Source organism: Enterobacter soli (genome assembly GCF_964208575.1).
Taxonomy (GTDB): Bacteria; Pseudomonadota; Gammaproteobacteria; order Enterobacterales; family Enterobacteriaceae; genus Enterobacter; species Enterobacter soli_A.
Map to the genome: position 1 here is coordinate 102,101 of NZ_CAXOFU010000015.1, position 17,064 is coordinate 119,164.

At 59.4% G+C, this 17,064-nt stretch carries 14 protein-coding genes and 1 pseudogene; 7 read left to right on the forward strand and 8 right to left on the reverse strand.

Annotation, left to right across the window (positions count from 1 at the left end; all coding sequences use genetic code 11):
- Positions 1–118: 118 nt before the first annotated feature.
- Entirely contained in the window at positions 119–649 is a 531-nt protein-coding gene (gene dsbB / locus AB6V08_RS15995; protein ID WP_368543807.1) for a disulfide bond formation protein DsbB, read from the reverse strand.
- A gap of 143 nt (positions 650–792) precedes the next feature.
- Positions 793–2,331: a Na(+)/H(+) antiporter NhaB gene (gene nhaB, locus AB6V08_RS16000; RefSeq protein WP_368543808.1), complete on the reverse strand. Its 1,539-nt coding sequence runs from the start codon at positions 2,329–2,331 to the stop codon at positions 793–795.
- A 200-nt stretch (positions 2,332–2,531) separates the two neighbouring features.
- Between nhaB and fadR the strand changes: the two genes are divergently transcribed.
- The gene (gene fadR, locus AB6V08_RS16005; RefSeq protein WP_368543809.1) at positions 2,532–3,251 is read left to right on the forward strand and encodes a fatty acid metabolism transcriptional regulator FadR; all 720 of its coding nucleotides are present in this window, start codon (positions 2,532–2,534) and stop codon (positions 3,249–3,251) included.
- 77 nt (positions 3,252–3,328) lie between these two features.
- Here the strand turns inward: fadR and AB6V08_RS16010 are convergent, their stop codons facing one another.
- The gene (locus AB6V08_RS16010; RefSeq protein WP_368543810.1) at positions 3,329–4,861 is read right to left on the reverse strand and encodes a SpoVR family protein; all 1,533 of its coding nucleotides are present in this window, start codon (positions 4,859–4,861) and stop codon (positions 3,329–3,331) included.
- Between the two features lie 321 nt (positions 4,862–5,182).
- Here AB6V08_RS16010 and AB6V08_RS16015 point away from each other — a divergent pair, with 321 nt between their 5' ends.
- The 3 genes and pseudogenes from AB6V08_RS16015 to AB6V08_RS23255 form a co-directional block, all read left to right on the forward strand.
- Positions 5,183–6,481, forward strand: a complete 1,299-nt coding sequence (locus AB6V08_RS16015) for a D-amino acid dehydrogenase (protein ID WP_368543811.1) — start codon at positions 5,183–5,185, stop codon at positions 6,479–6,481.
- Positions 6,482–6,490: 9 nt separating this feature from the next.
- Positions 6,491–7,561, forward strand: coding sequence for a catabolic alanine racemase DadX (dadX, locus tag AB6V08_RS16020; protein ID WP_368543812.1), 1,071 nt, complete (start codon positions 6,491–6,493; stop codon positions 7,559–7,561).
- Positions 7,522–7,674: pseudogene (locus tag AB6V08_RS23255) on the forward strand (hypothetical protein); the annotation flags it as partial. The gene dadX and the pseudogene AB6V08_RS23255, both read left to right, overlap by 40 nt.
- Here AB6V08_RS23255 and AB6V08_RS16025 read toward each other — a convergent pair.
- Together AB6V08_RS16025 and ldcA are read right to left on the reverse strand one after the other, a co-directional pair.
- On the reverse strand, positions 7,606–9,339 hold the full coding sequence (locus AB6V08_RS16025) for a potassium/proton antiporter (RefSeq protein ID WP_368543813.1): 1,734 nt from the start codon (positions 9,337–9,339) through the stop codon (positions 7,606–7,608). The pseudogene AB6V08_RS23255 and the gene AB6V08_RS16025 sit on opposite strands and share 69 nt — an antisense overlap.
- 97 nt (positions 9,340–9,436) lie before the next feature.
- The gene (gene ldcA / locus AB6V08_RS16030; protein WP_368543814.1) at positions 9,437–10,351 is read right to left on the reverse strand and encodes a muramoyltetrapeptide carboxypeptidase; all 915 of its coding nucleotides are present in this window, start codon (positions 10,349–10,351) and stop codon (positions 9,437–9,439) included.
- A 108-nt stretch (positions 10,352–10,459) separates the two neighbouring features.
- Between ldcA and emtA the strand changes: the two genes are divergently transcribed.
- Positions 10,460–11,071, forward strand: coding sequence for a membrane-bound lytic murein transglycosylase EmtA (gene emtA, locus AB6V08_RS16035; protein WP_234674550.1), 612 nt, complete (start codon positions 10,460–10,462; stop codon positions 11,069–11,071).
- A gap of 39 nt (positions 11,072–11,110) precedes the next feature.
- On the opposite strand, the gene ycgR is transcribed toward emtA, so the two are convergent.
- Positions 11,111–11,842, reverse strand: a complete 732-nt coding sequence (gene ycgR / locus AB6V08_RS16040; protein ID WP_368543815.1) for a flagellar brake protein YcgR — start codon at positions 11,840–11,842, stop codon at positions 11,111–11,113.
- A 206-nt stretch (positions 11,843–12,048) separates the two neighbouring features.
- Here ycgR and AB6V08_RS16045 point away from each other — a divergent pair, with 206 nt between their 5' ends.
- Complete coding sequence (locus tag AB6V08_RS16045) at positions 12,049–12,303, forward strand: GlsB/YeaQ/YmgE family stress response membrane protein (protein WP_368543816.1); 255 nt, start codon at positions 12,049–12,051, stop codon at positions 12,301–12,303.
- A gap of 44 nt (positions 12,304–12,347) precedes the next feature.
- Here AB6V08_RS16045 and AB6V08_RS16050 read toward each other — a convergent pair whose 3' ends face one another.
- Both AB6V08_RS16050 and AB6V08_RS16055 read right to left on the reverse strand, forming a co-directional pair.
- Positions 12,348–14,036 carry an alpha,alpha-trehalase gene (locus AB6V08_RS16050; RefSeq protein ID WP_368543817.1) on the reverse strand — a complete coding sequence of 563 codons (1,689 nt, stop codon included), beginning with the start codon at positions 14,034–14,036 and terminating at the stop codon, positions 12,348–12,350.
- Between the two features lie 499 nt (positions 14,037–14,535).
- Positions 14,536–15,492: an AraC family transcriptional regulator gene (locus tag AB6V08_RS16055; RefSeq protein ID WP_368543819.1), complete on the reverse strand. Its 957-nt coding sequence runs from the start codon at positions 15,490–15,492 to the stop codon at positions 14,536–14,538.
- A gap of 116 nt (positions 15,493–15,608) precedes the next feature.
- Between AB6V08_RS16055 and AB6V08_RS16060 the strand changes: the two genes are divergently transcribed.
- On the forward strand, positions 15,609–16,796 hold the full coding sequence (locus AB6V08_RS16060; RefSeq protein WP_368543820.1) for an MFS transporter: 1,188 nt from the start codon (positions 15,609–15,611) through the stop codon (positions 16,794–16,796).
- The last annotated feature ends 268 nt before the right edge of the window (positions 16,797–17,064 follow it).

The window sequence follows — 17,064 nt, forward strand, 5'->3', positions numbered from 1 at the left end:
AAAACCCGCCGAGGCGGGTTTTAATTTTGTTTGTGCGGCCTGATGCCCTCACCCCAACCCTCTCCCACGGGAGAGGGCGCAAACACAAAAAACGGCAACCTCGGTTGCCGTTATGCTTTTACCTACCAAACAAATCGCGTTTCTTCGGCTTGAACGGTTGGGCAATCAGCACCAGCAGCGCGACCGCGAAGTACGCCGCGAAAATGCCCACCAGCCACTGCGGCATCTCCAGCGTCAGGAATTCCCACTGGCGCACGGAGCAGTCGCCGGACGCCACGAACACCTGCGGCAGCCATTTGTCCAGCGGCAGCCAGCTCGGGAAGCGGGCGGCAAAATCGCAGGTCATGAACGGTGACGGATGCAGCTGCATCATGGTGTGCTGCCAGGACAACTCAATGCCTTTCCAGGCACTGTAGATCCAGATAGCGATCCCGGCGTAGCGAAGCGGGGTTTTTGGCGCAATCGCGCCAACCAGGCCCGCGCCCATGATGCCGAACAGCGCGCAGCGCTCGTAGATGCACAGTACGCAAGGCTTAAGACCCATCACGTGCTGGAACCACAGAGCGACCATTTCCAGCGCAAAGGCGGTCAGGGCCATCAACAACCACGCTCCGCGACCGCGCGAGCACTGGTTTAAAAATCTCAACATAATCATTTCCCTGGAACATGCTTAGAAAGCGCAGTGTAAACGAATTCGTTTCCTGCGCCACCTGTGCCTTGCGAAATAAAGCGTAATCGGATGTTTATCATGCGAAAACGCAAACGGGCAGCTAACTGCCCGATATCTCTGCCTTACTGCGCCGCAAGTATACCTGCTTGTATCAACCACTGCGTATAAGGAATGAGGGTAATTTTGACGCACAGCAATCCTGTCAGGGTTAACACCAGGGTGTAGGGCAGCGCCATCCACACCATTCTTCCATAAGAAAGTCGTATAAGTGGGGCGAGGGCAGAGGTCAGCAGGAACAGGAACGCGGCCTGTCCGTTAGGCGTGGCGACCGACGGCAGGTTGGTGCCGGTATTAATTGCCACCGCCAAAAGCTCGAACTGACCGGCGCTGATGGCGCCATGCTCCATTGCCGCTTTCGCCTCGTTGATGTACACCGTCCCGACAAACACGTTATCGGAAATCGACGACAGCAGGCCGTTAAACAGATAGAAGAGGGAGAGCTGGGCGTCGGGCGCCGCCTGCAGGACGAACGCTATAATCGGGGAAAAGAGCTGCCGATCGATAATCACCGCCACGACCGCGAAAAACACCGCCAGCAGCGCGGTAAACGGCAGCGCTTCGGTAAAGGCTTTGCCGATGGCGTGTTCATCCGTCACGCCGGAGAACGAGGTGGCCAGAACGATCACCGAGAGCCCGATGAGCCCGACCTCGGCCAGGTGAAACGCCAGGGCAGCGATCAGCCAGATGCCGATAACGCCTTGCGCCAGCAGCCGCAGGGTATCTTGTCGGGTGCGCTGGCTGCGGCTTTGCTGGTCAAATTTATGCAGCTCCTGGCGCACCGGTTCGGGCAGCGTTGCGCCGTAGCCAAAGATTTTAAACCGCTCAACCAGGAAGCAGGTCAGCAGGCCGCAGACGAAAACCGGCACGCTGACGGGCGCCATGCGCAGGAAAAACTCGGTAAAATTCCAGCCCGCCGCTTTGGCGATAATCAGGTTCTGCGGCTCGCCCACCATCGTCATCACGCCGCCTAGCGCCGTGCCCACGCCCGCGTGCATCATCAGGCTGCGCAGAAACGCGCGGAACTGCTCCAGCACCTCGCGGTGGTGACGATCCACGTGGCTGTCATCCTGCAAATCGTCATCCTGGCGCGACGAGGCCACGCGGTGATAAATCCCGTAAAACCCCACGGCGACGCTGATCACCACCGCCACGACCGTCAGGGCGTCCAGAAAGGCGGAAAGAAACGCGGCTGCGAGGCAAAACGCCAGCGACAGCGCGATTTTAGAAGGAATGCTCAGCAGCAGCCGGGTGAAAATAAACAGCAGCAGCTGCTTCATAAAGTAGATGCCCGCCACCATAAACATCAGCAGCATAAGCACTTCCAGATTCGAGGCCAGCTCTGCTTTTACGTGTTCGGCGCTGGTCATCCCGATAACCACCGCCTCGATGGCCAGCAGGCCGCCCGGCAGAAGCGGGTAGCATTTCAGCGCCATGGCGAGGGTAAAGATAAACTCCACCACCAGCAGCCAGCCGGCGGTAAACGGGCTCAGAAGAAAAACGACGGGGTTAACGACCAGAAAGACCAGCAGAGTGAGTTTGTACCAGTCCGGTGATTGACCTAAAAAATTGCGCCACAGCGCGCGCCCAAATGATATTTCCACGACAGACGTCCTTCACCGTCAATTAAACCAGACACAGAGTATACGCAAAAATTGTTCAGCAAGAGGTAACAAGGCGGATTTGTAAATTTCACAAAAATGAAACGGCGATCCCTTTTTCTCTCGCTGCCGCGCTATCTGCCTTTCCGTGCCTCTGGTATGATGAGTGCCATTTGCTAAAGCTGTGTAATGGAAATCTCACTATGGTCATTAAGGCGCAGAGCCCGGCGGGTTTCGCGGAAGAGTACATCATTGAAAGTATCTGGAATAATCGTTTCCCTCCTGGATCCATTCTGCCAGCTGAACGCGAACTCTCTGAACTGATTGGCGTCACTCGTACCACGCTGAGAGAAGTTTTACAGCGCCTGGCGCGTGACGGCTGGTTGACGATTCAGCACGGCAAGCCGACCAAGGTGAACAACTTCTGGGAAACTTCCGGGCTGAACATTCTGGAAACCCTCGCGCGTCTGGATCACGAAAGCGTTCCGCAGCTTATCGACAACCTGCTGTCCGTGCGTACCAACATCGCCACCATCTTTATCCGCACCGCGTTCCGTCAGCATCCGGAAGACGCCCTTGCGGTGCTGGCTACAGCGAACGAGGTGGAAGATCACGCAGATGCGTTTGCCACCCTCGATTACAACGTGTTCCGCGGCCTGGCGTTTGCCTCCGGCAACCCGATCTACGGCCTGATCCTGAACGGCATGAAAGGGCTGTATACCCGCATTGGTCGCCACTACTTTGCCAACCCGGAAGCGCGCAGCCTCGCGCTGGGGTTCTATCACAAGCTGAGCGAAGTCTGTTCTTCCGGCCAGCACGACCAGGTGTATGACACCGTGCGCCGCTACGGGCGCGACTCCGGTGAAATCTGGCACCGGATGCAGAAAACGCTGCCGGGTGATTTAGCGATTCAGAGCCGCTAAAAGAAAAACCTCTCATGTGAGAGGTTTTTTTTCGTCGGGTGGCGGCCAGACCTACGTGTCTTGTAGGCCCGGTGGCGCTACAGCGTATTCAGCCGCGCCGGGCAGCGCTCCAGCAGCTCCACGCTGCCGTCTTCGTTCTGCTGCTCCAGCAGCACGTCAAAGCCCCACAGACGGTGCACGTGCTTCAGCACCTCTTTACGCCCCTTATCCAGCGGCGCGCGGTTGTGCGGAATGTAGCGCAGCGTCAGCGAACGGTCGCCGCGCAGATCCACGTTCCAGACCTGAATATTTGGCTCAAGATTGCTCAGGTTGTACTGGGACGAGAGGCGAGAGCGGATCTCCCGGTAGCCCTCTTCGTTGTGAATCGCTGAAATCTCCAGGAAGTTATTGCGATCGTCATCCAGCACCGTGAAGAAGCGGAAGTCGCGCATGATTTTCGGCGACATAAACTGGCTGATAAAGCTCTCGTCCTTAAAGTCGCGCATCGCGAAATGCAGCGTTTCCAGCCAGTCGGAACCGGCGATGTCCGGGAACCAGTACTTATCCTCTTCCGTCGGCGACTGGCAGATGCGCTTAATGTCCTGGAACATGGCAAACCCGAGGGCGTAGGGGTTAATGCCGCTGTACCACGGGCTGTTGTAGGCGGGCTGGAACACCACGTTGGTGTGGCTGTGCAGGAACTCCATCATAAACCGCTCGCTGACTTTCCCTTCGTCATACAGATGGTTAAGGATGGTGTAGTGCCAGAACGTCGCCCAGCCTTCGTTCATCACCTGGGTCTGCTTTTGCGGATAGAAATACTGGCTCACCTTGCGCACGATGCGCAGGATCTCACGCTGCCACGGCTCCAGCAGCGGGGCGTTTTTCTCCATAAAGTAGAGCAGGTTTTCCTGCGGCTCGGACGGATAGCGACGCGCCTCCGCCACGGTTTTCTCCTCTTCCCGCTTCGGCAGGGTGCGCCACAGCATATTCACCTGGCTTTGCAGATACTCCTCGCGGCTTTTCTGCCGCGCTTTCTCCTCCTGCAACGAGATCTTCTGCGGACGCTTATAGCGGTCAACGCCGTAGTTCATCAGCGCGTGGCAGGAGTCGAGCAGTTTCTCCACCTCGTCCACGCCGTAGCGCTCTTCGCAGTCGGTAATGTATTTGCGGGCGAAGATCAGGTAATCGACGATGGAGCTGGCGTCCGTCCAGCTGCGGAACAGGTAGTTGTTCTTGAAAAACGAGTTATGCCCGTAGCAGGCGTGGGCCATCACCAGCGCCTGCATGGTAATGGTGTTCTCTTCCATCAGATAGGCGATACACGGGTTGGAGTTAATGACGATTTCATACGCCAGACCCTGCTGACCGTGTTTGTACAGCCGCTCGGTTTCGATGAATTTTTTCCCGAACGACCAGTGGGGGTAGTTAATCGGCATCCCGACGCTGGAGTAGGCGTCCATCATCTGTTCGGACGTAATGACTTCAATTTGATGAGGATAGGTGTCCAGGCGATACAGTTTCGCCACCCGGTCGATCTCGGCCAGGTAGACATCCAGCAGCTCGAAGGTCCAGTCGGGTCCATCGCTCAGACGGGTGCTGTCCTTAGACATGGAATCAATAGTAGCCATTAGCGCGCCCTCGTTGTTGGTGCTCTCTCTGTCTGGAGAGCCTCTTTTCAAGCATAGAACACCGCATTCAAAAGCGTGCTGGCGCAGAAATTTTTTCTTTGCGATTTCGCGTTTTTGATCCCGTAAAAAAGGGCGCCTTCTCAGAACTTTATACTGGTTAAAAATAACGCGCAGCAGGAGATCCCAAATAAGCCCCATCCCCGCAGGCCGCGGAAGATGTGAGGCAAGTCACCATAAAAAAGTCGTATGTTGAATAATATTTTCAACTAGGTTATCAATCTGTAATTAGAAGATTGTTCTTTTGCACATTATGGAGTGGCTATGCGTGTTGTCATACTGGGAAGTGGCGTCGTTGGCGTGACCAGCGCCTGGTATTTAAGTCAGGCGGGACACGAGGTGACCGTCATCGACAGGGAGCCCGGCCCGGCACTGGAAACCAGTGCGGCGAACGCCGGACAGATCTCGCCGGGCTACGCGGCACCGTGGGCGGCGCCGGGCGTGCCGTTAAAGGCCATCAAATGGATGTTCCAGCGCCACGCGCCGCTGGCGATCAGCCTCGACGGCACGCAGTTCCAGCTCAAATGGATGTGGCAGATGCTGCGCAACTGCGACACCCGCCACTACATGCAAAACAAAGGCCGCATGGTGCGCCTGGCCGAATACAGCCGCGACTGCCTGAAAGCGCTGCGCGCCTCGACCGGGATTGAGTACGAAGGGCGTCAGGGCGGCACCTTACAGCTGTTCCGCACCGCGCAGCAGTATGAAAACGCCACCCGCGATATCGCCGTGCTGGAAGACGCTGGCGTGCCGTATCAGCTGCTGGAAGCCAGCCAGCTGGCGCAGGTTGAACCGGCGCTGGCGGAAGTGGCGCACAAGCTGACGGGCGGCTTACGCTTGCCGAACGACGAAACCGGCGACTGCCAGCTGTTTACCCAGCGTCTGGCGGCCATGTGCGAGCAGGCGGGGGTAAAATTCCGCTACAACACCTCCGTCGACAAGCTGCTGTCGGAAGGGGAAAAGATTTACGGCGTGAAGTGCGGCGAAGAGGTGATCAAAGCTGATGCCTACGTGATGGCCTTCGGGTCTTACTCCACCGCCATGCTGAAAGGCATTCTCGATATCCCGGTTTACCCGCTGAAAGGCTACTCGCTGACCATCCCGGTCAAAGAGGAGAGCGGCGCGCCGGTTTCCACCATTCTGGATGAAACCTACAAGATCGCCATTACCCGTTTCGATAACCGCATCCGCGTCGGCGGCATGGCGGAGATCGTTGGCTTTAACACCGAGCTGCTGCAGCCGCGTCGCGAAACGCTGGAGATGGTGGTGGGCGATCTCTTCCCGCGCGGCGGCTTTGTCGAGCAGGCGACGTTCTGGACCGGCCTGCGCCCGATGACGCCGGACGGCACGCCGATTGTTGGCCGCACGCCGTATAAAAACCTGTGGACCAACACCGGGCACGGCACCCTCGGCTGGACGATGGCCTGCGGCTCCGGCCAGCTGCTGAGCGACCTGATTTCCGGGCGCACGCCTGCCATTCCGTTTGACGATTTAAGTGCCGCGCGCTATCAATCGGGGTTTACCCCGTCCCGCGTCCAGCACCTGCACGGCGCGCATAATTAAGGAGCTGTTATGTCCCGTCCTATTCTGGCCCAGCTGGATCTTCAGGCTCTGAAGGATAACCTTCAGATTGTCCGCCGGGCTGCGCCAGGCTCACGCGTATGGTCAGTGGTAAAAGCCAACGCCTACGGTCACGGCATCGACCGCGTCTGGAGCGCGCTGGGGGCGACCGACGGCTTTGCCCTGCTGAATCTGGAAGAGGCGATTCTGCTGCGCGAGCGCGGCTGGAAAGGGCCGATCCTGCTGCTGGAAGGCTTCTTCCACGCCGACGACCTGCCGCTGCTCGATAAGTACCGACTGACCACCAGCATCCACAGCAACTGGCAAATCAAGGCGGTGCAGGACGCGAAGCTGCACGCGCCGCTCGATATTTATCTCAAGATGAACAGCGGGATGAACCGCCTGGGCTTCCAGCCCGAGCGCGTGCATACCGTCTGGCAGCAGCTTCGGGCGCTGAAAAACGTCGGCGAAATGACGCTGATGGCGCACTTTGCCGATGCGGAAAAACCGGACGGCATTGACGAGGCGATGGTGCGCGTAGAGCAGGCGGCGGAAGGGCTGAACTGCCCGCGCTCGCTGTCTAACTCCGCGGCGACGCTCTGGCACCCGGAGGCGCACTTTGACTGGGTGCGTCCGGGGATCGTTTTGTACGGCGCGTCCCCGTCCGGGCAGTGGCAGGACGTTGCCAACAGCGGCCTGAAGCCGGTCATGACCCTGCGCAGCGAGATCCTCGGCGTTCAGACGCTCAAAGCGGGGGACACGGTCGGCTACGGCAGCCGCTACCGCGCCGCGGGCGAACAGCGCATCGGGATTGTGGCGGGCGGCTATGCCGACGGCTATCCGCGCGTCGCGCCGACGGGAACCCCGGTGTGGGTGGACGGCGTGCGCACCGGGACGGTGGGCACCATCTCAATGGACATGCTGGCGGTAGATTTAACCCCGTGCCCGCAGGCGGGCATTGGTTCCCCGGTGGAGCTGTGGGGCAACGAGGTGAAAATCGACGACGTGGCCGCTGCGGCGGGTACGGTGGGGTATGAGCTGATGTGCGCGCTGGCACCGAGAGTGCCGGTTGTGACGGTGTAACGTTAGCTGGCCGGGCGGCGCGAACGCCGCCCGGCAAAACTTCGCTACTCGGATTCCTCTTCCATCGGCCTGACGCCGACCTTACGCACCGCGTTATCTTCCTTCTCGGCAACCGTCCAGATCATCCCGGCAAACTCCACCTGGTCACCCACGACCGGTGCGGCGCCGAGCAGCTGCTGGATAATCTCGCCCAGCGTTTGCTGCTTGTCGCGATACTCCAGCCCCTCGTCCAGACCGTAAATCAGCGCCACGTCGGCAAACTTGGCGTTGGCTTCCAGAATAAAATCACCGAAGAAGCGCTGGTCAAGCGCCACGGGCGGTGACTGGCTGAACAGCTTGCCGAGGGCGGGCAAATCGCGCTCGCGGCCAATCACGCACAGAATATCCCCTTCGCGCAGGCGGGTGCTGCCCGTCGGGTGGAGCAGAACATTGTCGCGGAACAGGGCGGCGATGCGGGTTTCGGCAGGCATATGCAGGTCGCGCAGCGACGCGCCCACGCACCATTTGTCGGCGCTCAGCTGGTAGACGAACTGCTCCCACGGGTTTTCCGGGTGAATGTCCAGCCCCACGCGGGAGACAGGCCAGCCGACCGGAGGAACGACCACTTTGGCCTTTTTCGCCGCCCAGCCGAGGGAGGTTCCCTGGAAGAGCAGCGACACCAGCACCACGAAGAACGCAACGTTAAAGAACAGTCGGGCGTTGTCCAGCCCCGCCATCATCGGGAAGACCGCAAGGATGATCGGCACCGCGCCGCGCAGCCCCACCCAGCTAATAAATACGCGCTCGCGCAGGTTGAACCCGCGAAACGGCAGCAGCCCGGCAAAGACCGACAGCGGGCGGGCGAAGAAAATCATCCAGCCCGAGAGGATCAGCGCCGGAATGGCGATAGGCAGCAGGTCGGACGGCGTCACCAGCAGGCCCAATACCAGGAACATGCCGATTTGCGCCAGCCAGGCCAGTCCGTCAAAGTTCTGCAAAATGGCGTGGCGGTTGCGGATCGGGCGGTTGCCGAGCAGGAAGCCGCACAGGTAGACCGCCAGAATGCCGCTGCCGTCCAGCGCGGTGGTGACGGCGAAAATCAAAATCCCGCCGCTCAGGGCGAGCAGCGGGTACAGGCCCGCTGGCAGGGAGATGCGGTTGATCATCTGCTGAAGCAGATAGCCCCCGCCGAGGCCGATGATAATCCCGAGGCCGAACTGCTGCAGGATATGCCAGGCGAACATCCAGCTCAGGCCGCTTTCGTGCTGCTGGATCATCTCAATCAGGGTGATGGTCAGGAACACCGCCATCGGATCGTTACTGCCGGATTCAATTTCAAGGGTCGAGCCCACGCGCTCGTTCAGCCCCTTTCCGCCGAGCAGGGAGAAGACCGCCGCGGCATCCGTTGAGCCGACGATGGCGCCGATCAGCAGCCCCTCCATGATATTCAGGTGGAACAGCCAGGCCGCCATCATCCCCGTCAGCCCGGAGGTGATCAGCACGCCCACGGTCGCCAGCGACAGCGCCGGGCCCAGGGCCACGCGGAACGAGCTCGCCTGGGTGCGCATTCCGCCGTCGAGCAGAATGACCGCCAGCGCGAGGTTACTGATCATGTAGGCGAAAGGGTAGTTATCGAAGGGAATACCGCCGATGCCGTCAATCCCGGCTAACATGCCGATGGCAAGGAAAATGACCAGAATGGGTATGCCAAGACGCGATGAGAATGAACTTAATAAAATACTGCTGGTTACAAGTACGGAACCCAAAATGAACAGGCTGATTATCGCTGCGGCATCCAATGTTGTCTTACTCCCACCTTAAGCTGAATCTGTTATTAAAAACCCTAACATATTAACGACAGAAACAGCGTTTTATTAAGGCGGTTTAACGGCTTTTTTATGCCTTTATGACCGGATGACCGCTGATTGTTAACCGGGTGCCCGAATTATTGTGGATCAGGGCCGCCTGCGCGCCCAGCGGCAGGGTGACGGTTTGCTGTTCGTGACCAAAATCCAGCCCGGAAATCACCGGAATATCCAGCCGGGAGCGAATGAAATCGATCATCGTCTCCAGCGTATAGCCCGCGTCGTAATCATTGGGCGCAGAGCCGCTAAAGCTGCCCAGCACGATCGCCGACTGGCGGCCTAGAATGCCCGCGTGATAAAGCTGGAGCAGCATTCGCTCGACGCGGAACGGATGCTCGTTGATATCTTCCAGCACCAGGATGCCGTCCTCGATTTGCGGCAGCCACGGCGTGCCGATAAGCGACACCAGCATCGCCAGGTTACCGCCCCACAGCTGCCCCTCACACTCCCAGTGCGGCCCGTTGCCCTGCCATTCAACGCTGAACGTCGGGTTTTGCAGGGCGCGCCAGAAGTGCTCCTGCGTAAAGGCGTCCAGCTCCGGGGCGCCGAAATTGCCCGCCAGCATCGGCCCGCTAAAGGTGATGACGTTATGCAGGGCCAGCAGACCAAGCTGGATCGCCGTAAAATCGCTGTGCCCGCAGATCAGCAGCGGATCCTGCTGCTGACGCGTCGCCAGCCCCGCCCAGTCAATGCTCTCCAGCAGGCGGCTGGCGCCGTAGCCGCCGCGCACCGCCAGCACGATGGTGTTCTCACCCTTCAGGTTCACCAGCCCGTTGATATCGCTCAGCCTTTGCGTCTCCGTTCCGGCAAAACGCTGCGACCGGCGGGGTACAATCGTCTGATTTTCTACCCGATGACCCGATTCCAGTAAGCGCTGAATTCCCCGTGCGGCGGCGTCCTGATTAATGCAGTAGCCCGACGGCGCGATGAGATGAAACTGAGACATGGCAATTCCTTGCTGAATGAGAAACTAAATGCCTATATCATGCCGCCTGTACGTGTCCCGCTTCAAGGGGCAGAGTCACCGCGACGATCGGCTATAAGGATAGATGACGTGAAATTGAGATGGTTTGCTTTTTTGATTGTGTTGCTCGCTGGCTGTAGTTCAAAACATGACTATCAAAATCCGCCGTGGAACCCTGAAGTGCCCGTGAAGCGGGCGATGCAGTGGATGCCGATAAGTGAGCAAGCCGGTAAAGCCTGGGGCGTCAGCCCGCGTCTGGTGACGGCGATCATTGCGGTGGAGTCGGGCGGTAACCCGACGCTGGTCAGTAAATCTAACGCGGTGGGCCTGATGCAGCTGAAAGCCTCCACCGCAGGGAAAGAGGTTTACCGCTATATGGGCTGGAGCGGGCAGCCGTCCACCAGCGAGCTGAAAAACCCGGAGCGCAACATCTCCATGGGCACCGCGTATCTGAGCATTCTGGAACACGGCATTCTGAAAGGCATTGAAGATCCTGAGGTGATGCAGTACGCGCTGGTGGTCTCTTACGTTAACGGCGCGGGCGCGCTGCTCAGAACCTTCTCCTCGGATCGCAAAGAGGCGATTGAAGAGATCAACGGCATGGACAAGGACGAGTTCTTCGACCACGTGGTGAAAAACCATCCGGCACCGCAGGCTCCGCGCTACATCTGGAAAGTTCAGAAAGCGATGGATGCCATGTAATCCCGCCGTCGGGCGGCAGGTGATGCTGCCCGACCTCCGTTAAAGCACTTTATTCGCTCGTTCCCGCGCTTCTCGCTCCAGCGAGAAAATAATGCGCTGTAGTTCGCGCTCGGCGCCCGGCCCGACGTTCAGAAAGCGGAAGCTCAGCCGCGGGGTGGTAATGGTTTCGTTTTTGCTGTCGACCACCTTGCGCTCGCTGATGGCAATCAGCTGGGCATCAAAATAGAACCGCCCCCAGCCGCCCATATCCAGCTCCACCTGCGAGAAACGCATTCCCTCGACCAGCCCTTCGGGTTTAACCGTGTCCATCAGCGCGCCCATCCCGCCGAGAGAGAGGTCAAACAGGCGGAAGCGGATCTCTTTTTTATCCGGCATTTTGGCCTTGCAGAAATAGGCCGGGTGCAGCGGGGCGCTGATGCGGAAATATTCCCGGCGCTGCACAAACCACAGGTTAGTGGGCAGCGGGGCAATAAAGGCGGGCAGACCCTGATATTCACCCTGCGTCAGCGCAGGCATCACAAACTCCACTTTTGCGCCCTGGGTTTCAGCCATCACCGAGAGATTTTGCGCCCGCAGCGCCGCGCGGTTTTCATGCTCCTGGCTGCCCAGATCGATGACCAGGCGTTCCGGCGAGGCCTCAAGGATTTTGCTGATGAACTGGTTAGTCGACCAGCTGATGCGCAGCGGCACTTCGCCTTTTTGCAGATCGCGCAATACCCCTAATACAGCCAGCGGATTTTGTTTCAGGAACTGCTCACTGTAATTACTCACGCCAGATGGCTCCTCGATGTGTGACAGACTGTCCAGGAGTTATCGGCAGCCTGATATGAAACTTAATACAAACCGGTGAGTTTTTTTAACCACGCCAGCAATTTACGTCGGTGATAAGAAACCGCTTTTCCGGCCATGACCTATACTTAAGTTACCTGCGCGGAAGGGTTTTCGCGCACGCGTTAAACCTGCAAGAGGGCATTGCTATGGGTATCATCGCCTGGATTATTTTTGGTCTTATCGCCGGCGCTATCGCCAAACTCATCATGCCGGGACGTGATGGCGGCGGCTTCATTCTGACCTGTGTCCTCGGAGTCGTTGGTGCGGTTGTTGGCGGCTGGCTGGCAACGATGTTTGGCCTCGGAGGTAACATCAGCGGTTTTGATCTGCACAGCTTCCTCGTCGCCGTGGTCGGCGCAATTCTGGTGCTGGGCATTTTTCGGTTACTCAGAAGAACCTAAGAACAGCATAAACGGCTCTCAGGCGAGAGCCGTTTTTTTGTACGCTACTGGGCCGCGCTCTTCTGCAGCTGCGGCGCAGCCGCATCGTTCGCCGCAGGCTGATTCTCCGGCACGCTGTCGCACGGTTTCTCCTTCGGACAGACCAGATCCAGCATTTTGAGCGTCACGCCGTTGCTCCAGCCGAATCCGTCCTGCAGCGGATACTCACCGCCGCCGCCGCCCGTTCCGGTGCTCGACACGTCGTACTTTTCAACCAGCTTCTGCTCTCGGTCGTAGGTGTGCTGAACGTTTTTCAGGAACCGCCAGGTGACGTTCATCGCCACGTTGTCCTGCCCGTAGTTCTGCAGGCCTTCGGTGGCGACCCACTGCAGCGGCGCCCAACCGTTCGGCGCATCCCACTGCTGGCCGCTGTTGACGGTGGTGGTGGCAATGCCGCCCGGTTTTAACAGGCGCGACGAGGTAGCGGCTGCCACTTTATCCGCGCGATCCTGCGCCGCTGCCTTCACGTACAGCGGGAAGAGGGCGGCGGCGGTCAGCTGATTTCGCACCTTTTTGCTCTTAAGATCGTAATCCGCGTACCAGCCCTCTTTTTCATTCCACAAATGGCCCTCAATCGCCTTCTGGCGGGCGGCGGCCAGCGCGTCATATTTGCTGGCGCTGGCGGCATCGCCCGCGTCCTGGCTGGCTTTTGCCAGCAGCTTTTCCATCTTAAACATCAGGGCGTTAAGATCGACGGGCACGATGCTGGTGGTGCGGATCGTGCCGAGCTTTTGCGGATCGTCCATCCAGCGGGAGCTAAAGTCCCAGCCGGAGGCGGCAGCGGAGCGCAGATCGCGGTAGATCTCCGTCGCCGGGCGGTTCGGGTTGCTTTTGGCGGTGGTGACATCATCCAGCCAGGACTCCGGGCGCGGGGTGTCCCGGTCGTCCCAGTAGCGGTTGAGGATCGCGCCATCGTCGAGCTTCACCGCCCGCTTGTTGGCCTGACCGGGCTGGAGCGCGTCGGCGCCGTCCATCCAGTAGGCGTACTCTTTTTCCATCTGCGGACGGTATTTCTTCAGCGCGTCGCCGTCGTGGGTAGCCAACAGCTCCACCATCAGCGAGAAGAACGGCGGCTGGGAGCGGCTCAGATAGTAGCTGCGGTTGCCGTTCGGGATATGCCCCCAGGTGTCGATTTCATAGGCGAAGTTGTCCACCATATCGCTGATTTTGTCCCAGTGCCCGCTCTCCGCCAGCCCGAGCATGGTGAAGTAGCTGTCCCAGTAATAGACCTCGCGAAAACGCCCGCCGGGCACTACGTAGGGTTTCGGCAGCGGCAGCAGCGAATCCCATTTACCGGCTTTATCGGTGGCGCGCGTCAGCACCGGCCACAGCCCGTCGATGTGCTCGCGTAAGCTTTGTCCTGCCGGAGGAACATACTTTTCGCCTTCCGTCGGCAGGGTAAAGTTCATTTCGACAAAGTGGCGCAGGTCGAAACCGGACTGGGTGTGCTGCATCCGGTAATCGGCCAGAATCATCAGCGGGTCGCTTTTGGGCACCGCATCGGCAAAGGTTTTCTGGTCAGGGAAAAGTTTGGCGCTCTGCACATCGTTAAAAAGCGGGCCGAGCAAAATGTCCGGGGAGGCCGGCTGTCCGGCGGCGGGCTCATCCGCCAGCGCAAGGGACGTGATGCCGAGCAGTACGCCGCCGAGGGCAAGCTGCAAACGTGTAGGGTGGCGCATCTGAGGTCTTATCATGGGTTCTCTCCTTTATTCTCTGAGCAGCGTGCCCGCTGTCGTCAACCACCTGAAAACCTTAGACGAATATTGATAACTTCGCGTGCCGAATATCCCATTTTTCACACAACCAGATAATTTACCGTTGCGCCGATCATTGTTGCCGGACGCCAGAAATATTGGCCGCTGAAATCGCTTGCGAAATAAATAATAGAAAGAACGCGGGCGGAAAGGGCAATAAACACTTTCCTTGCCCGAGCGTGGCGGCCTTTGGTGGGAGCAGTGCGAGGAGGGCCCGGAGAGTGGAATACGGCCGAGAACGCGGACTGACGTTTCCGGTCGATGTTATTTATTCATCGCGACCTCCATTTCGTTTTATCGCCTGAGGGACGAGGTAATAAATAAAGCTGAATTCGCGAAAAATATTATTTTGGGGGGATTTGCCCGGTAATACCCGCGTATTACCGGTGAGTTGACGCGCGTTCATATTCACGAAGAGCGGCTCGATGGCGCTACTCGGTCAGACCTCTTCCGGCGTCTGGCTCATTTCCCGCAGCGCGCCCGGCGCGTGGCCGACAATCCGCTTAAACGCCCGGCTAAACGCGGCGAGCGATCCATACCCCAGACGCAGCGCCACCGTTTCGAGCGGCTGATTTTCGTGACGAATATACTGCACCGCCAGGCGCATTCTCAGCTCAGACAGGTATTTGGCGGGCGTGGTGCCGGTCGCCGAAAGAAATCGCTCCGCAAAGACCGAGCGCGAGGTGCCGGCCTCTTTGGCGAGATCCGCCACGTTCCAGTTCTGGCCCGGCTGCTGGTGCATGGCGTAAATGGCGCGGCTCAGGCGCGGGTCGCGCAGTACCTGCACCCATCCGGTGGCTTTCCCGCAGCCCGCTTCTACCCAGCCGCGCACGATCAGCGCCGCGACCACGTCCGCCAGCCGCGCGAGGATCCCGGCGAAACCGACCTGGCGGGTCATGGACTCGCGCTCCATCGCCGCAAGCAGCGGGTGGATCTCCGGCCAGGTGGACATCAGGCGGCTGACCATCATCACCTCCGGCATCGCCTTGATCAGCGGCTGCATCCCGCCAAGCTCGAAGTCCATACACCCGCTGAAGATGATCGTGTTTTCGCTGTCCGGGCACGGCTCGCAGGTGATGGCGCACACCGAGCTGCAAATCGGCTCGCTTGGAAACGCGCTCACCGGGGTGATGTCGGCGCGTTCGTCAGAGAGCAGGGCGTGGGCGTTGCCGTTGGGGATGAACAGCGCGTCGCCGCCGCTTAGCGTGAAGGTCGCGCCGCTCTCCATGCGCAGCAGGGCGGAGCCGTGGCTGACGAAGTGAAACTGGGCTTTGCCGGGGGCGTGATGAAACGCCACGCCAAAGGGGCTGCTGGCTTCGATCCGGCGATACTTCACGCCGGAAAGGCGCATCCCGCGAAGAAGCTCGCTGATCAAATCGGGATTGTGGGTGGTCATCTCTTCACTTCCGGACGAATTATCAATAATCAGAGATTATATGTCATAGATCGTCCATCGGGAACTCTCTATGCTTTTGCGACAGTTGTCACAATTTTATAACGGGAGATCAACAGATGAATTCATGTGTCGCGGCGAGAGAGGCGATGGCCCCCGCAAAGCCCGCCTGGCGAGCCGTCTATTCACTGGGACTGGGGGTGTTTGGCCTGATCACGGCAGAGTTTTTACCTGCCAGTTTGCTGACGCCCATGGCGGCGAGCCTCGGCGTCACAGAGGGGATGGCCGGGCAGGCGGTGACGGCCACGGCGCTGGTGGCGCTGGTGACCGGGCTGCTGATCGCCTCAGCCACCAAAAGTATCGACAGACGCTGGGTGCTGATGTTTTTCTCGGTGCTGCAAATTATCTCCAGCCTGCTGGTGGCCTTCGCGCCCACGCTGCACGTGCTGCTGATGGGGCGCCTGCTGCTGGGGATCGCCATCGGCGGCTTCTGGGCGATGTCGACCGCCACGGCGATGCGTCTGGTGCCTGCCGATAAAGTGCCGAAGGCGCTGGCGGTGATCTTCTCAAGCGTTTCTATCGCCACGGTGGTTGCCGCGCCGCTCGGGAGCTATCTCGGCAGTCTGATTGGCTGGCGCAACGTGTTTATCCTCTGCACCGTGCCGAGCATGCTGGCGCTGCTGTGGCAGCTGTGGGTTCTGCCCTCCATGAAGCCGGAAAGCAGCGGCAGCCTGGGAACGCTGTTCCGCGTGCTGCGCCGTCCGGGGATGGTGGGGGGAATGCTGGCGACCATTCTGATCTTCAGCGGGCATTTCGCGTTCTTCACTTACCTGCGCCCGTTCCTTGAAACGGTGGGGCAGGTGAGCGTGGAGAGTATCTCCCTGATCCTGCTCGGCTTTGGCGTGGCGAACTTTGTCGGGACATCCATCGCCGGGCATCTGCTGGCGCGGAACCTGCGCCTGACGCTGGCGCTGGTGCCGTTTGCGATGGGCGTTCTGGCGCTGACGATGGTTGCGTTTGGGCATCTGGCGATGCTCGACGGCCTGCTGGTGGCGCTGTGGGGCTTTGCGTTTGGCCTGGTGCCGGTGGGCTGGTCAACCTGGCTTGCGACAACCGTCCCGGATGAAGCCGAAAGCGCGGGCGGGCTGCTGGTGGCCTCTATCCAGCTGGCGATCAGCGCCGGTGCGGCAGGCGGCGGCGCGGTGTTTGACCTCAACGGTGCCAGCGGCGTGTTCGCCGGAAGCGGACTGCTGCTGGTCACGGCAATGGTTATTGTGCTGATGGGGGTGAGGGTGAAGGCGGAGTGATGCCCTCAACCTGGCCCTCTCCCAGGGGGAGAGGGGACAGATCGAGCTTTGATGTTGCGCCACCGGGCTTGTTTGGCTCTGTGCGGTCTGATGCCCTCACCCTAACCCTCTCCCACGGGGAGAGGGAACCGATCGAGCTTTTAGGAAGTACAGCGATGCCGTTGCGGGTAAAGAAGGAAAGCTTAAAGCGACGTCCTGTTCCGGCTGAAAATCGCCGAAGCGTTTACGGAAGGCCGGGGCGACGCGCATGGATGCGCGGCGAGGGCGG

Coding starts and splice junctions, on each gene's coding strand:
- dsbB (WP_368543807.1), bottom strand. CDS start 649: ATGTTGAGATTTTTAAACCAGTGCTCGCGCGGTCGCGGAGCGTGGTTG.
- fadR (WP_368543809.1), top strand. CDS start 2,532: ATGGTCATTAAGGCGCAGAGCCCGGCGGGTTTCGCGGAAGAGTACATC.
- AB6V08_RS16010 (WP_368543810.1), bottom strand. CDS start 4,861: ATGGCTACTATTGATTCCATGTCTAAGGACAGCACCCGTCTGAGCGAT.
- AB6V08_RS16015 (WP_368543811.1), top strand. CDS start 5,183: ATGCGTGTTGTCATACTGGGAAGTGGCGTCGTTGGCGTGACCAGCGCC.
- dadX (WP_368543812.1), top strand. CDS start 6,491: ATGTCCCGTCCTATTCTGGCCCAGCTGGATCTTCAGGCTCTGAAGGAT.
- ldcA (WP_368543814.1), bottom strand. CDS start 10,351: ATGTCTCAGTTTCATCTCATCGCGCCGTCGGGCTACTGCATTAATCAG.
- AB6V08_RS16045 (WP_368543816.1), top strand. CDS start 12,049: ATGGGTATCATCGCCTGGATTATTTTTGGTCTTATCGCCGGCGCTATC.
- AB6V08_RS16050 (WP_368543817.1), bottom strand. CDS start 14,036: ATGATAAGACCTCAGATGCGCCACCCTACACGTTTGCAGCTTGCCCTC.
- AB6V08_RS16055 (WP_368543819.1), bottom strand. CDS start 15,492: ATGACCACCCACAATCCCGATTTGATCAGCGAGCTTCTTCGCGGGATG.
- AB6V08_RS16060 (WP_368543820.1), top strand. CDS start 15,609: ATGAATTCATGTGTCGCGGCGAGAGAGGCGATGGCCCCCGCAAAGCCC.